This window comes from Pseudomonas sp. GW821-FHT09H03 (assembly GCF_059415945.1).
In genome coordinates this window covers 1-13,849 of record NZ_JBWKOF010000026.1, presented here as the reverse complement: position 1 = coordinate 13,849, position 13,849 = coordinate 1, and the positions used below count along the sequence as shown (strand labels likewise).

Genomic DNA, 13,849 nt, shown 5'->3' with positions numbered 1-13,849 from the left:
CTTTTGGCTTTCCCAAATCCCCCAGCAGGACGATGAACTGCAATCCCAACGCGTAATCGACCCGAGTGGCGGCCAGGGCTGGGAGCTTGCCTAGTTGGCTTCTTTCACCGCACTGAGAAACGCGCACGTGCGTTCCTGCTGCGGGTGTTCGAAGATTTGGGCCGGGGTGCCCTGCTCGTGAATCTGCCCTTTGTAGAAAAAGCACACACGATCAGCGAACTCCCGGGCGAAACCCATTTGATGCGTAACCATCAGCATGGTCAGGTTGTGTTCGGTGCCGAGCTTGCGGATCACGTTGAGCACTTCGCCGCACAGTTCCGGGTCGAGCGCGGAGGTCACTTCGTCGAACAGCATGACTTTCGGGCGCATGGCTAGTGCCCGGGCGATCGCCACCCGTTGTTGTTGACCACCGGATAACTGCGATGGGTAATGCCCGAGCTTGCTGCCCAGACCCACCAGCTCCAGCAAGTCTGCTGCACGTTCACGGGCCTCGGCCGGTTTCATACCGAGCACCTGCACCGGCGCCTCGATAACGTTTTGCAACGCTGTCATGTGAGGGAACAGGTTAAAACTCTGGAACACCATGCCGATCTTGCCGCGCACTCGGCGGATGTGCCGGTCATTGGCGGGCACCAATACACCGTTGCGATTGGGCATGTGGGTCAGCAAGTCATCCTCAATGCGGATCAGTCCGTCATCGATGCCTTCGAGTGTCATCAGTACCCGCAGCAGTGTGGATTTTCCGGAGCCGCTGGGGCCGATGATCGCGACTTTCTCACCCGGCGTGACGTCCAGGTTCAAATGATCGAGCACGGTAAAGTTGCCGTAGCTCTTGGTAACGTCCTGGAAGCTGACGATCGGCTTTACCGGTTTGGTTTCCTGCATGGCCATGGCCTCCTGCGGATGCAGCGGGGTCGGGTTGCTGTGCCGTGAAAGGTCACCGGGTGTCGACAGTGGAGTAGTCATTAGCGTAGCTCCAGGCGCACTTCAAGGCGCCGTACCAGATAAGCCAAAGCAATGCTTAGGGCGAGGAAAAACAGGCCGACCATGGTGATCGGCTCCAAATAGCGGAAATTCTCGGAACCGATGTTCTTGGCCTGTTGCATGATTTCCACCACGGTAATCGCCGACAGCACCGGCGTGTCCTTGAGCATCGCCACCAGGTAGTTGCCCAATGGAGGCAGGATCGGCCGCAGGGCCTGGGGCAGTATGATGTTGCGATAAGCGCTGTATGGGGCGATGTTCAACGCCGTGACCGCTTCCCATTGCGCGCGCGGCACCGCATCGAGGCCGCCGCGATACACCTCGGCGATGTAGCAGGCGTAATGCAGGCCTATGCCGAGAATCCCCACTTGCATCGCGGTCATGCTGACACCGTAATTGGGCAGCACGTAGTAAAGGAAATACACCTGGATCAGCAGCGGCGTGCTGCGAATGAACTCGATCACGGCGGTGGTCGGCCACGACAGCCAGACTCTGCGGCTCCTTCGACCGATAGCCAGGAACAGCCCCAGCACAATGGCAATCAGGAAGCCGACCAGGGTAATCCCCACGGTGTTAAGGGAAGCGCGCAGTAAATCGGGGAGGATTTGCCAGGCATAGGTCCAATCGAACAGTGTCATGACAGACCTCCACGCATCCGCCCGCGAGCCAGATGGCGCTCAATGTGACGCATGCCGATGTTGATCGCCTGCGCCAAGACGAAGTACATCACCAGCGCCAGGCTGAAAATTTCCAGAGTCTCGAAAGTTGCCTGATCCAATTGACGAGCCCTGAAGCTCAGGTCTGACAGGGTGATTAACGACACCAGTGAAGTATTTTTCAGCAATTCGATCAGCAGGTTGGTACCCGGCGGAATAGCGGCCAGCAATGCCTGCGGAAGAATGATGCGGCGAAAGCGCTTATAGCCGCTAAAGTTCAGTGCCGTGGAAGCTTCGTATTGCCCCTTGGCGACAGAGCTGATCGCACCGCGCATCACCTCGGCGCCGTAAGCACCAATGTGCAAGCCGAGGCCGACGATGGCCACGCTGTAGGGACTCAGTTCGAGGTTGAACGGCGGCAGCGGCAGCACGAAAAACAGCCAGAACAATTGCACCAGCAACGACGTGCCTCGAAACACTTCAATGTAAGCAATGGAAAACCAGCGCAATGGCCGCCAAGGCGACATGCGCCCCAGAGCCGCGAGGATTGCCGCGACAATCGCCAGCAGCGAACCGAAGATCGTCACCTGGAGTGTCACCCAGGCGCCTTGTATCAATAGCGGAAGTAATTCACCCATGGTTTAAACCTGTCCATCCGGATTAAGCAGGGAAATAGGCATCGCGCCGTGGCGCCATGCCTGTTTCGACTATTGAGCGCAGAGCTCGGCAGCCGTTTTGCTTGTCACGTTGGATTTGTCAAACCCGAAAGGGGCAACTGCCTTGAGGTGCTCTTCGGAGCCCAACCATTTTTTCAACTCGGCGTTGACCGCATCGCGCAGGTCTTTGTCTTCCGGACGGAAGGCGAGAGCACCGTATCCAATGTGTGACGGGTCATCCTTGAACTCGGTGACTGCTTCAACTTTTTCACCACCCTTGGCGGCCAAACCTTTCATGGTCAGTTGAGTACCCACTGCCGCGTCGGCACGACCGGCGCGCACGGCTTGCAACTGGGCGGTGGTGTCCGGTACTTGGAGGATTTGCTCATCCTTAACACCCGAGTCGCGGGCATAGCCCAGGTTCACCGTGCCGGCCATGATTGCCAGCTTCACCTCGGGATTCTTGGCGATGTCTTCGTAACTGTGCAGCCCCTTCGGGTTGCCTTTGGCCGTAAGCAGCGCGTCCGGCAGTTGATACTGCGGATCGGTAAACAGCACCTGCTTGCAGCGAGCCGGCGTGATGTACATGCCGGCGGCAATCACGTCGAAGCGCCCGGCGCGCAGACCCGGGATCAACGAGCCCCATTCGGTCAACACTCCGTCAACCTGTTTGATGCCCATTTTGGCAAAGATGGCTTTGGCGATTTCCGGTGATTCACCGGTGACCCTGCCGCCGGTTTCGGTAAAGGCGAACGGGGTTTCGTTGGCATAACCGATACGGATGCTGCTGTTCTGTTTGACGGTTTCCAGTGTCGTAGCTGCTTGGGCGCCGGAGACTAGGCCGAACATCGCGCAAGCTACGAACAGGTGACGCAATGCATGGGTGCTGCGGGAAGGGAAATTGCTCATCGATAAAATCTCCTGTTTCTTGTTGACCCGTCGGTGACGGCTCTGTGGTAGGAGGCAGTGTTACAAGAGCAAAGCGTACAAGGACTGATCTCATGGATCTGGGCGCAGTCCGGTACAGGTCGACTGATTTTGTTGTGGGCTTGAAGGTGCCCGGCTGTTGACCTTGAGCCGAGCATACAAAAGCGCTGAGCATCATTGTATTGCACTAGGACAATTGCATTGCATGGATACTAGCGCGATGCTGTCCCGACGAGCACAGACCCGGGTTTTAGCGCTGATGGACAAATGGAAAGCGGCACTGGATATCGTCCGCAGTGGCGAGTCAAAGTACAAGATTCTGGTGCAGGCGATTGCCGATGATATCGAGCAGGGTGTCTTGGCCAATGATCAGCGCCTGCCACCGCAGCGGCATGTTGCCGATACCATGGGTATCAGCGTGCAGACGGTCACCAACGCCTATAAAGAGCTGGAGCGTCAGGGGCTGGTGCGTTGCGAAGTCGGGCGCGGTAGCTTTGTGTCGCGGCGCATGAGCGATCGAGTGGCTACCTATATTCTCGATAGCCCTGAACGGGCCCTGGTGGATTTTTCCATCGCGCGGATCCTGCACACCCGCGAGCACGACCAGTTCTGGCGTGACACCTGCCGCGAGCTCAGCACGGAAGAGGATCAGCCGTGGATTCACGCATTTCGTCCAATTGCCGGTTTCGAGTCGCACCGCGAAGAGGCCATGCGCTGGATCGGACGGCAAGGACTGCGGGTCGAGCGCGATGACATCCTGATTACCAATGGCGCGGCCCACGGTATCTTCCTTGCGCTGGCATCTCTGGCGGGCCCCGATGATGTAGTACTTTGCGAAGGGGTCACCGATCACGGAGTGATCGGCAACTCTCAGGTATTGGGGTTCACCCTCAAAGGCCTGGAGATGGACCGTTATGGCATCGACCCGGAACATTTTGAAGACATGTGCAGCAACGAGCGCATCACCGCGCTGGTGTGCACGCCGAACCTGAACAACCCGACCACCAGCCTGATGCCGGACAGTCGTCGGCGGGAGATTGCCGATATCGCTCGGCGTTTCGGCGTGCACATCATTGAGGACGATGTATACGGGCCGTTGCTGGATGAGCATCGCGCGCCGCCGATCAGCCATTACCTGCCAGAACTGTCGTTCTATTGCACCAGCATGACCAAGTCGGTGCTGACCGGTTTACGCATCGGTTATCTGGTGGTGCCCAAGCGTTTGGCGTTGCGCACCGAGAGCATCTTGCGGGTTAATAGCTGGATGGCCACGCCCATGGTTTCCGAAATCGCCGCGCGCTGGATTCGCGACGGTCGCGCCGACACGCTCGTGCGTTTGCAGCGCAAACTGTTGGCCGGCCGACAGGCGATGGTCAGCGAATACTTGGGCGAGCACCTGCTCAGCCAGCATCCTCATGCATTGAATGCGTGGGTCGGCATTCCCCCGCATTGGGAGGTCGACAGCCTGGTTCGGGCCCTGCGTCACCGGCACATTGCCGTCACGTCGCCTGACCCGTTCACCGTGCGTGGCACGCCTCGGGCTCGAGCGGTAAGGATGTGTGTCGGAGCCGAATGCAGCGACGAAGAAATGCGGGACGCACTGATGAGCATGCGCGAGATATTCGGGCAGTACCCGCAAATCCACGATTTCTGACCGGGAAAAAGTTCGCAAAAAAGTTTGTCGACTAAATTGCCCTAGTACATTCATTACGACAATCCAGTCCTCTTAGACTGCGCCCAACACCACAGTCGGGACGCGGTCATGTCAACGTTGCAGCTACATGATGTTTACCTCGCTCGCCAGCGCATCGAATCGCTTGTCCGGCGTACCCCCTTGGAATATTCGCCCAGCCTTTCGCAACGATTGGGCGTGGCGGTGTACCTCAAACTCGAATCCCAGCAAATCACCGGCAGTTTCAAATTGCGCGGTGCGAGCAATGCCGTGGCGCAGCTCAGCGCCGAGGAGAAAGCGCGTGGCGTGGTGGCGGCGTCGACCGGTAATCACGGTCGTGCTCTGGCGTATGCCGCTTCCCGGCAAGGCGTGAAGGCGACGATTTGCCTGTCGCATCTGGTGCCGGCGAACAAGGTTCAAGCCATTCGTGATCTGGGCGCCGAGGTATGCATCGTCGGCCAGTCCCAGGACGACGCCCAGCGTGAAGCCGAACGGATCGCCAACGAGCAAGGCGCGACATTGCTGCCGCCGTTCGATCACCCGGCCATCATCGCCGGGCAGGGCACGCTGGGGCTGGAAATCCTCGAACAGCAACCGGACGTGGCGCAAATTCTCGTGCCGTTGTCCGGCGGCGGTTTGTTTGCCGGGGTGGCGCTGGCGATCAAAAGCGTCAGCGCGAACATCATCACCCACGGCATCAGCATGCAACGCGGTGCAGCCATGCACGCCAGCCTCGCAGCCGGGCATCCGGTGGAAGTCGAAGAGCTGCCGACCCTGGCCGACTCGCTCGGCGGTGGCATCGGCCTGAACAACCGTTACACCTTCCACATGACCCGCGATCTGTGTGACCACCTGCATTTGCTCAGCGAGACTTCCATCGCCAAGGCCCTACGCCATGCCTATCGCGAAGAGCATCTGGTGCTGGAAGGCGCGGCCGTGGTCGGGATTGCCGCGTTGCTTGATGGATTGATTGAGCCGCGCGGGCCGATCGTGGTGGTGGTCAGCGGCCGTAACGTCGACATCGATCAGCACCTGCGCGTCCTCGCGGGCGCAGATGCGTGAACCCCAACAATAACGACTGAATGGAGTGCCGCATTGATGAGTGACATCACCTTATTGAGCGAAGCGGATCTGCGTGCCTGCGTAGCACTAGACCTGCCGAGCATCGAAGCCATCGAACAAGCCTTTGTGCTACTGGCCACAGCAGCGGTGGCAATGCCGCCGATCCTGCGTCTGGACATCCCCGAGCACAATGGCGAAGTGGACGTGAAGACTGCGTACCTGCCGGGCCTGGAGCGTTTTGCGATCAAGGTCAGTCCGGGGTTTTTCGACAATCCGAAACTCGGCCTACCGAGCCTCAACGGCATGATGATGTTGCTGTCGGCGCGCACCGGTTTGCTCGACGCCTTGCTGCTGGACAACGGTTATCTGACCGCCGTACGCACAGCCGCGGCGGGCGCCGTGGCGGCTCGCGCCCTGTCGCGGGTCGACAGTCGCAGCGTGGCGCTGATCGGTGCCGGCGAGCAGGCCGCGTTACAGCTTCAGGCATTGCGCCTGGTGCGACCGATTGAATCCGTTCGAGTCTGGGCACGTGACAGCGCCAAGGCTCAAGACTTCAGCGCTGAATTGGCGCACGACAGCGGTCTGACGGTCACGACTTGCGCGAGCATCGACGAGGCCATGACCGGCGTGGACATTGCGATCACCTGCACCCCGAGCCGCGAACCCTTGATCGAAGCGCGCCATCTGCACCCCGGCTTGCATATCACAGCCATGGGCTCGGACGCCGAACACAAAAACGAAATTTCCCCCCAGGCGCTGGCGCAGGTCGACCGCTACGTGGCGGATCGCTTGAGCCAGACGCGAATCCTCGGCGAGTTGCATCACGCTCTGGCGGCCGGCGCTATTACCGACGAGTCGGGCTTGGCCGAATTGGGGCAAGTGCTCGCAGGCCAGCGCCCAGGTCGGACCAGCGAGGCGCAAGTCACCTTGTGCGACCTCACCGGCACCGGCGCCCAGGACACCGCCATGGCCAATCTGGCCTTCGAGCGCGCGCGCTCGGCCGGCAAGGGTTTTCAGTTCGGTAGCTAATCCACTTTTTTCATCCGTGCGTCATTTATCAGAGGGCATGTGCATGTCTCAGATAGTCGTCAATCTCCCGTTCGAACGGGAGGAATACGCCCAGCGTCTGGCCAAGGTTCGAGCGGCCATGCAGGTTCAGGGCATCGAGCTGTTGCTGGTCACCGATCCGTCGAACATGGCCTGGTTGACCGGCTATGACGGTTGGTCGTTTTACGTTCACCAATGCGTGTTGTTGGCGCTCGACGGCGAGCCGGTCTGGTTCGGTCGCGGGCAAGACGCCAACGGCGCCAAGCGCACGGTGTTCATGCAGCACGAGAACATCGTCGGTTACCCGGACATCTACGTGCAGTCCCGGGAACGCCATCCGATGGATTACCTTTCGCGGGAAGTCATCAGTGCCCGGGGTTGGGACGCGCTGACCATCGGCGTGGAAATGGATAACTATTATTTCAGCGCCGCCGCGTATTTGTCGCTGCAGAAAAACCTGCCGCAGGCCAAGCTGATCGACGCGGTCGGGCTGGTGAACTGGCAGAGGGCGATCAAGTCGCCCCAGGAAATCGCTTACATGCGCATCGCTGCGCGCATCGTCGAAAACATGCACGGGCGGATCCTCGAACGGATCGAGCCGGGCATGCGCAAAAATGAACTGGTGGCTGAAATCTACAGCAGCGGGATCCTCGGCGCTGACGGTCATGGCGGCGATTACCCGGCCATCGTGCCGCTATTGCCCACGGGTGCCGACGCCAGCGCGCCGCACCTGACCTGGGACGATTCGCCGTTCGAAAAAGGCGCCGGGACCTTCTTTGAAATCGCCGGTTGCTACAAGCGTTATCACTGTCCGCTGTCGCGCACGATCTATTTGGGCAAACCTCCACAGCACTTCCTCGACGGCGAAAAAGCCGTGGTCGAAGGCATCGCCGCAGGACTGGAAGCAGCCAAACCGGGCAATACCACCGGCGACATCGCTGTGGCGTTTTTCAAAGTGTTGGAGAAATTCGGCATCCACAAGGACAGCCGTTGTGGCTACCCGATCGGGATCAGCTATCCGCCAGACTGGGGCGAACGCACCATGAGCCTGCGTCCCGGCGACACCAGCGTGTTGCAGCCGGGCATGACTTTCCACTTCATGCCGGGCCTGTGGATGGACGATTGGGGGCTAGAAATCACCGAAAGCATTCTGATCACCGAAACCGGCGTCGAGACGCTGTGCAACGTGCCACGCCAACTGTTCGTGAAGGATTGAGCCATGAGCGACCTGCCTGACAACCCGATCAGCGCCACGGTGGATTTTGCCCGCGAAGGCGTGCAGCACGGGTTCCTCAAATTGCCGTACTCCCGGGACGACTCGGCCTGGGGCGCGGTGATGATTCCGGTCACGGTGATTCAGCGCGGTCAGGGTCCGACCGCGCTGCTTACCGGCGGTAACCACGGTGACGAATACGAAGGCCCGGTGGCGCTGAGCAAACTGGCCCAGGGCCTGACAGCCGCCGATGTCACGGGGCGGGTGATTATCGTCCCGTTCATGAACACCCCGGCGTTCCATGCCGGTCGGCGCACGTCGCCGATCGACAAGGGCAATCTGAATCGCAGTTTCCCCGGTAAGCCGGACGGCACCGTGACCGAGAAAATCGCCGATTACTTCAACCGGACCTTGTTGCCCTTGGCCGACATCGTGCTGGATATCCATTCCGGTGGCCGCACCCTGGACTTCCTGCCTTTCGCGGCTTGTCATGTGCTGCCCGACAAGAACCAGCAAGAGCAATGTGAAGCCGCTATGCGCGCCTTCAATGCGCCTTACAGCATGCGCATGCTGGAGCTCGATGCCGGGTCGATGTACGACACCGCCGCCGAGCGTCAGGGCAAAGTTTTTGTCACGACCGAACTGGGTGGCGGTGGTTCGTCCACGGCGCGCAGTGTGGCGATTGCCGAGCGCGGGGTGCGCAATCTGCTGGTGCATGCGGGGATTCTCGAAGGTGAGATCCAGACCACGGAGTCAATCATGCTCGACATGCCCGATGCCAATTGCTTCATCGATAGCGAACACGATGGCTTGCTGGAAATGTGCCGCGATCTGGGCGATAACGTGAGAGAAGGAGACGTGATTGCCCGCGTTTACGACGCTACCCGTAGCGGCGTCGCCCCGGTGGAATATCGCGCGGCCCGCAGCGGGCTGCTGGCGGCGCGCCACTTTCCCGGAGTGGTGCAGTGCGGCGATATCATTGCAGTCATCGCCGATGTATTGACCTGATCTAAAAACCTGTGGGAGCGAGCCTGCTCGCGATTGCGGCGTTACATCTCTCATTGATGTGACTGAAATATCGCTATCGCGAGCAGGCTCGCTCCCACAGGTTTGTCCTACTCATTCAGGAGATCCTCGACCCATGCACAAGCTCGATCGCTATGACCTGAAAATCCTGCGAATCCTCGCCGAAGACGGTCGGATCACCAAGTCGAGCTTGGCCGAGGCGATCAATCTCTCGGTGACCCCGGCGTGGGAGCGGGTTCGCAAGTTGGAGTCGCTTGGGCTGATAAAGGGCTACCGGGCACTGATCGACTGGAACGCGGTGTTCAAAAGCCAGCAGGTGCTGGTGGAAATCACCCTAGCGCGACACACCGCCCAGGACATGCGGCGGTTCGAGCAACGCATGAACGAGGCCGCCGAAGTGGCATTCTGTTACGCCACCGGTGGCGGTGTTGATTACATGGCGATGATCCAGGCGCCGGACATTGACCATTACCAGCGGTTTATCGACCAGTTGTTGCTCGATGACCTGGGCATTGAGCGCTACTTTACCTACATCGTCACTAAAACCATCAAGACCGCGGGTGCCTTGCCGGCCGAGGTGGCGCAAGAACCATAAATCGGGGCAAAACCTTCACCGCAAAAAGTCCCTGTTTACCGGCGTTCAATCAGAAAAAACCTATGGTTACACCCCGCCAAACGCCAAATCATCTTGGCTGCGCTGCCCTAGCATGGATTCACGCACACGGTTTGGAGTGAACGCCATGACATACAAACATCCGCTGTTGTTCAAAGCACTTTGCTACGTAGACGGCCATTGGGTCCACAGTGACAGCGGCCATAGCGTCGCCGTGCACAATCCGGCCGATCAGAAGTTAATCGGTCATGTGCCGATGCTCGATCAGCCTCAGATCATCGCCGCCGTAGATGCCGCACACCGGGCGTTTTCAGCCTGGCGTGAACAAAGCCTCGATGACCGCGGAACGATTCTGCGGCGCTGGGCGGCGTTGATCCTTGAGCATCAGGAAGACCTGGCGCGGATTCTCAGCCAGGAACAAGGCAAGCCCCTGGCCGAATCACGCGGCGAAATCGCCTACGCCGCCAGTTTCATTCCATGGTTTGCCGAAGAAGCGCGGCGCCTTTACGGGCAGAACATCCCCAGCCATATCCCCGGCGCGCATCTGGGCACGATCAAGGAACCGGTTGGCGTCTGTGCACTGCTGACGCCGTGGAATTTTCCTTCGGCGATGATCACCCGCAAAGCCGCCGCCGCATTGGCCGCCGGTTGCACTGTGGTCATCAAACCGGCCCACGAAACGCCGTATTCGGCATTGGCCCTGGCACAACTGGCAGAAGAGGCGGGCTTCCCGGCCGGCGTGTTCAACGTGGTGCTGGGCGAACCGCAAATGACCATGCAAACCCTGGTGCAGGACACTCGCGTGCGTTCGGTCAGCTTCACCGGCTCGACCCGGGTCGGCAAGTTGGTGCTGCAAGCGGCGGCCCAGGACGTGAAGAAAGTGTCGCTGGAACTGGGCGGAAACGCGCCGTTTATTGTCTGCGCCGATGCCGATCTGGAGCTGGCGGTGAAAGTCGCGGTAGAGGCCAAGTTCCAGACCTCGGGCCAGGATTGCTGCGCGGCCAATCGGATTATGGTCGAACGCTCGATTTATCCGGCGTTCCTCAACCGCTTTGCCTCTGCGGTGCGCGAACTGCGGGTCGGCCCGGCACTGGTGGGTGATCAAGAGCAAAGTGTCGACATCGGCCCGCTGATGCATCAGGCCGCCTTCGATGTGACCGCCGAGCGTGTGGCTGATGCGCTGAAGCTGGGCGCGCAACGTCTGGTGGGCGGCGAAGCGCATGCCCTCGGCGGATTGTTCTATCAGCCGACGGTGCTGGCCGACGTTACGCCGCAGATGCGTATCTACCGCGAAGAGAATTTCGCGCCGATTGCTGGCGTCATGCCTTTCGACACCCTCGAGCAAGCCATCGAAATGGCCAACGACACCGAATACGGTCTGGCTGCCTACATTTGTTCCAACCGCCTGGACCTAATCTACCCCCTGATTCGCCGCCTCGACCACGCCATGGTCGCAGTCAATGGCGTCAAGTTCACCGGCCATCCGATCCCGTTCGGTGGCATGAAAGCCTCGGGGTTGGGCCGCGAGGGCGGTACCGAGGGCTTCGAAGCCTTTGTCGAAACCAAATACTTTTGCCTGCACCATCAAGGCCAGTTCTAAGGAGATCCGCCATGAGCCAAAAACTCGATTCGTTGTTCGAACAAGACCGTGCGCACTTCATGCACCCGTCGACCCATGCCCATGACCACGCCAGCGGCACGCTCAAGGGACGCATCATCAAGAGCGCGTCAGGCATTCGTATCCGCGACCACGAAGGCCGCGACTTCATCGACGCCTTTGCCGGGCTGTACTGCGTGAACATCGGCTACGGGCGCACCGAAGTCGCTGATGCGATCTACAAGCAGGCAAAGGAGTTGGCCTATTACCACACCTATGTCGGGCACTCGACCGAAGCGATCATCGAGCTGTCGAGTCGCATCATCGACTGGGCGCCGGAGGGCATGAAGAAGGTCTACTACGGCCTGTCCGGTTCCGACGCCAATGAAACCCAGATCAAACTAGTGCGTTACTACAACAACGTATTGGGTCGCCCGCAGAAGAAGAAAATCATCTCCCGTGATCGCGGTTATCACGGTTCAGGCATCATGACCGGCAGCCTCACCGGCCTACCGACTTTCCACCAGCATTTCGACCTCCCGGCCGAAGGCGTTAAACATACCATTTGTCCGCACTGGTACCGCAAGGCACCGGCAGGTATGGATGAAGCCACTTTCGTGCGCTATTGCGCCGACGAGCTGGAGAAAATGATCCTGGCCGAAGGGCCGGACACCGTCGCCGCGTTCATCGGCGAACCGCTGATGGGCACCGGCGGCATCATCGTTCCGCCGGCCGGCTATTGGGCGGCCATACAAGCGGTGTTGAACAAATACGACGTGTTGTTGATCGCCGACGAAGTGGTCTGCGCCTTCGGTCGCCTGGGTTCGAAGATGGGCAGTCAGCGCTATGGCATGCGTCCTGACCTGATCACCACGGCCAAAGGCCTGACCAGTGCCTATGCGCCTTTGTCGGCAGTGATTGTCGGTGAAAAAGTCTGGGACGTGATCGAAAAAGCCTCCGAATCTCAAGGTGCCATGGGACATGGCTGGACGTACTCCGGGCATCCGATCTGCGCGGCGGCGGCCCTGGCCAACCTCGACATCCTGGAGCGGGAAAACCTGACGGCCAACGCAGAGAAGGTTGGCAGTTATCTGAATCGTCGGTTGCGGGAAGTATTGGAAGGTCATCCGCTTGTAGGCGAAGTGCGTGGCGACGGCATGCTTGCCGCAGTCGAGTTCATGGCCGATCGTGAGCAACGCACACCATTCGATGCTGCATTGAAGATCGGTCCGAAAGTATCGGCAGCCTGTCTTGAACGCGGAATGATTGCCCGAGCGATGCCCCATGGCGACATTCTCGGCTTTGCACCACCGTTGATCTTGACCGAGGAGGAGGCCGACCTGATAGTCGACATCACCAAAAGTGCGGTCGATCACGTGGCCAGCGAGATACTGGGCTAAGCCTTGCCGCTCATCCCTCCCTCCCCAAAAAACCGTTCGATCCTTCACCGTTCGGGTGGTTTTTTGTATCGCCAGTTTTGGCCTTATCGTGAATGAGCTGCGAATAGAAGATTGTGACTACATAAACTCATTTTGGGAGTAAGGAGGCCCGGAGATGAACTGCTGAAGGCCCATCGAATGACTGCTTTTGGCCGATTTCTGCCTGTCACGAGGGGCAGAAAATCGGGCACAAGCGGTCGTCCGCTGGTTAATCAGCGAATAGCAGACATCGCCTCACCAGCCGCTGCATGAGTCAGATTCATGGCGAATCCCTGACCCGCTTGCGCATTGCTTTAGCAATGAGCCAGTAGAAAATCATGAGCAAGGGAATGGGTAAAGCCAGCAGCAGCAATGCGCGAGTGAATTGCGACAGGCCGTCGGTATCCAGGTTGGCCAGTAGAATCAACACCAGCAGACACGCCCACAGGTTGCACATGCAGATAGCCATGACCCGGTAAAAAAATCGCCAGGGCCTGGAAGGGTGGTCGATGTTGCTGGTAGATGGCGGGATGACGCCAGGACGGGGTAACACGATACAAAACCCAATGAGTCCGGCAATGGACTGCAAGGTGAAGACGAAAAATATTAGCGTCATGCGTTGTCAGTCAAATCGGTGGAAGCGCGATGACGGCATTATGCACAGTCTCTGCCAGAAGATGATGCTCCAGCTATGGGGGGGCGCTCACTCCTACTTTGCCGGGGCATGGTTCGTGTTGATTTATTGGATTGAAAGGCGCGTGGTGTACTGCCCGCTGTTTTTCGAAGTGCCGCCACATTAGCGGCTGTGCTTGCAAGCGAGTGTACTCAAACGCTGCCTTCGCGTTCGATCACCAATATCCGTGCTTGTGCGCGAGGATGCGCAACATGTTCACATCCAACGCCGGCAAAAAACACGTCGCCAACCTCCAGCGTCACGACACGCTCGATGCCTGACTCGCGGTAATGCATATCGACCGT

General features: G+C 59.2%; 13 protein-coding genes and 1 pseudogene. 8 read left to right on the top strand and 6 right to left on the bottom strand.

The genetic code is table 11. The annotated features are described in order from the left end of the window. Positions 1 to 90: 90 nt before the first annotated feature. From ehuA to ehuB, 4 genes are all read right to left on the bottom strand, one after another. A complete protein-coding gene (ehuA, locus tag AC07OG_RS25335) occupies positions 91 to 966 on the bottom strand; it encodes an ectoine/hydroxyectoine ABC transporter ATP-binding protein EhuA (protein ID WP_082457645.1) in 876 nt (291 codons plus the stop codon). After that, positions 966 to 1,622 (bottom strand): ectoine/hydroxyectoine ABC transporter permease subunit EhuD, encoded by a 657-nt coding sequence (gene ehuD, locus AC07OG_RS25330; protein WP_060543916.1) that lies wholly within the window; start codon positions 1,620 to 1,622, stop codon positions 966 to 968. The genes ehuA and ehuD overlap by 1 nt, the downstream gene beginning before the upstream one ends. Beyond that, positions 1,619 to 2,278 carry an ectoine/hydroxyectoine ABC transporter permease subunit EhuC gene (ehuC, locus tag AC07OG_RS25325; RefSeq protein ID WP_060543915.1) on the bottom strand — a complete coding sequence of 220 codons (660 nt, stop codon included), beginning with the start codon at positions 2,276 to 2,278 and terminating at the stop codon, positions 1,619 to 1,621. The genes ehuD and ehuC overlap by 4 nt, the downstream gene beginning before the upstream one ends. A gap of 69 nt (positions 2,279 to 2,347) precedes the next feature. Further along, positions 2,348 to 3,205, bottom strand: a complete 858-nt coding sequence (ehuB, locus tag AC07OG_RS25320) for an ectoine/hydroxyectoine ABC transporter substrate-binding protein EhuB (RefSeq protein WP_495068415.1) — start codon at positions 3,203 to 3,205, stop codon at positions 2,348 to 2,350. Between the two features lie 277 nt (positions 3,206 to 3,482). Between ehuB and ehuR the strand changes: the two genes are divergently transcribed. The 8 genes from ehuR to AC07OG_RS25280 all read left to right on the top strand — a co-directional run bounded on the left by ehuR (position 3,483) and on the right by AC07OG_RS25280 (position 12,853). Then, positions 3,483 to 4,877: a MocR-like ectoine utilization transcription factor EhuR gene (gene ehuR, locus AC07OG_RS25315; RefSeq protein ID WP_060544068.1), complete on the top strand. Its 1,395-nt coding sequence runs from the start codon at positions 3,483 to 3,485 to the stop codon at positions 4,875 to 4,877. A 108-nt stretch (positions 4,878 to 4,985) separates the two neighbouring features. Beyond that, the gene (eutB, locus tag AC07OG_RS25310; protein ID WP_060543913.1) at positions 4,986 to 5,957 is read left to right on the top strand and encodes a hydroxyectoine utilization dehydratase EutB; all 972 of its coding nucleotides are present in this window, start codon (positions 4,986 to 4,988) and stop codon (positions 5,955 to 5,957) included. 36 nt (positions 5,958 to 5,993) lie between these two features. After that, a complete protein-coding gene (eutC, locus tag AC07OG_RS25305) occupies positions 5,994 to 6,986 on the top strand; it encodes an ectoine utilization protein EutC (RefSeq protein WP_060543912.1) in 993 nt (330 codons plus the stop codon). Between the two features lie 43 nt (positions 6,987 to 7,029). After that, positions 7,030 to 8,220 carry an ectoine hydrolase DoeA gene (gene doeA / locus AC07OG_RS25300; RefSeq protein ID WP_060543911.1) on the top strand — a complete coding sequence of 397 codons (1,191 nt, stop codon included), beginning with the start codon at positions 7,030 to 7,032 and terminating at the stop codon, positions 8,218 to 8,220. A 3-nt stretch (positions 8,221 to 8,223) separates the two neighbouring features. Next, positions 8,224 to 9,225: a N(2)-acetyl-L-2,4-diaminobutanoate deacetylase DoeB gene (gene doeB, locus AC07OG_RS25295; protein WP_060543910.1), complete on the top strand. Its 1,002-nt coding sequence runs from the start codon at positions 8,224 to 8,226 to the stop codon at positions 9,223 to 9,225. Positions 9,226 to 9,358: 133 nt separating this feature from the next. Beyond that, positions 9,359 to 9,838, top strand: a complete 480-nt coding sequence (locus AC07OG_RS25290) for an Lrp/AsnC family transcriptional regulator (protein WP_060543909.1) — start codon at positions 9,359 to 9,361, stop codon at positions 9,836 to 9,838. 145 nt (positions 9,839 to 9,983) lie between these two features. Beyond that, the gene (locus AC07OG_RS25285; RefSeq protein WP_495068414.1) at positions 9,984 to 11,456 is read left to right on the top strand and encodes an NAD-dependent succinate-semialdehyde dehydrogenase; all 1,473 of its coding nucleotides are present in this window, start codon (positions 9,984 to 9,986) and stop codon (positions 11,454 to 11,456) included. Between the two features lie 11 nt (positions 11,457 to 11,467). Beyond that, positions 11,468 to 12,853, top strand: coding sequence for an aspartate aminotransferase family protein (locus AC07OG_RS25280; protein ID WP_060543907.1), 1,386 nt, complete (start codon positions 11,468 to 11,470; stop codon positions 12,851 to 12,853). Positions 12,854 to 13,151: 298 nt separating this feature from the next. Here the strand turns inward: AC07OG_RS25280 and AC07OG_RS25275 are convergent, their stop codons facing one another. Together AC07OG_RS25275 and AC07OG_RS25270 are read right to left on the bottom strand one after the other, a co-directional pair. Continuing rightward, positions 13,152 to 13,328: a hypothetical protein gene (locus tag AC07OG_RS25275; RefSeq protein ID WP_495068413.1), complete on the bottom strand. Its 177-nt coding sequence runs from the start codon at positions 13,326 to 13,328 to the stop codon at positions 13,152 to 13,154. Between the two features lie 368 nt (positions 13,329 to 13,696). Further along, positions 13,697 to 13,849, bottom strand: a pseudogene (locus AC07OG_RS25270) (cupin); the annotation flags it as partial.

Bases quoted from the DNA above. Each gene is read 5' to 3' on its own strand.
- ehuA (WP_082457645.1), bottom strand. From the start codon at position 966: ATGACTACTCCACTGTCGACACCCGGTGACCTTTCACGGCACAGCAAC.
- ehuD (WP_060543916.1), bottom strand. From the start codon at position 1,622: ATGACACTGTTCGATTGGACCTATGCCTGGCAAATCCTCCCCGATTTA.
- ehuC (WP_060543915.1), bottom strand. From the start codon at position 2,278: ATGGGTGAATTACTTCCGCTATTGATACAAGGCGCCTGGGTGACACTC.
- ehuB (WP_495068415.1), bottom strand. From the start codon at position 3,205: ATGAGCAATTTCCCTTCCCGCAGCACCCATGCATTGCGTCACCTGTTC.
- ehuR (WP_060544068.1), top strand. From the start codon at position 3,483: ATGGACAAATGGAAAGCGGCACTGGATATCGTCCGCAGTGGCGAGTCA.
- eutB (WP_060543913.1), top strand. From the start codon at position 4,986: ATGTCAACGTTGCAGCTACATGATGTTTACCTCGCTCGCCAGCGCATC.
- eutC (WP_060543912.1), top strand. From the start codon at position 5,994: ATGAGTGACATCACCTTATTGAGCGAAGCGGATCTGCGTGCCTGCGTA.
- doeA (WP_060543911.1), top strand. From the start codon at position 7,030: ATGTCTCAGATAGTCGTCAATCTCCCGTTCGAACGGGAGGAATACGCC.
- doeB (WP_060543910.1), top strand. From the start codon at position 8,224: ATGAGCGACCTGCCTGACAACCCGATCAGCGCCACGGTGGATTTTGCC.
- AC07OG_RS25290 (WP_060543909.1), top strand. From the start codon at position 9,359: ATGCACAAGCTCGATCGCTATGACCTGAAAATCCTGCGAATCCTCGCC.
- AC07OG_RS25285 (WP_495068414.1), top strand. From the start codon at position 9,984: ATGACATACAAACATCCGCTGTTGTTCAAAGCACTTTGCTACGTAGAC.
- AC07OG_RS25280 (WP_060543907.1), top strand. From the start codon at position 11,468: ATGAGCCAAAAACTCGATTCGTTGTTCGAACAAGACCGTGCGCACTTC.
- AC07OG_RS25275 (WP_495068413.1), bottom strand. From the start codon at position 13,328: ATGTGCAACCTGTGGGCGTGTCTGCTGGTGTTGATTCTACTGGCCAAC.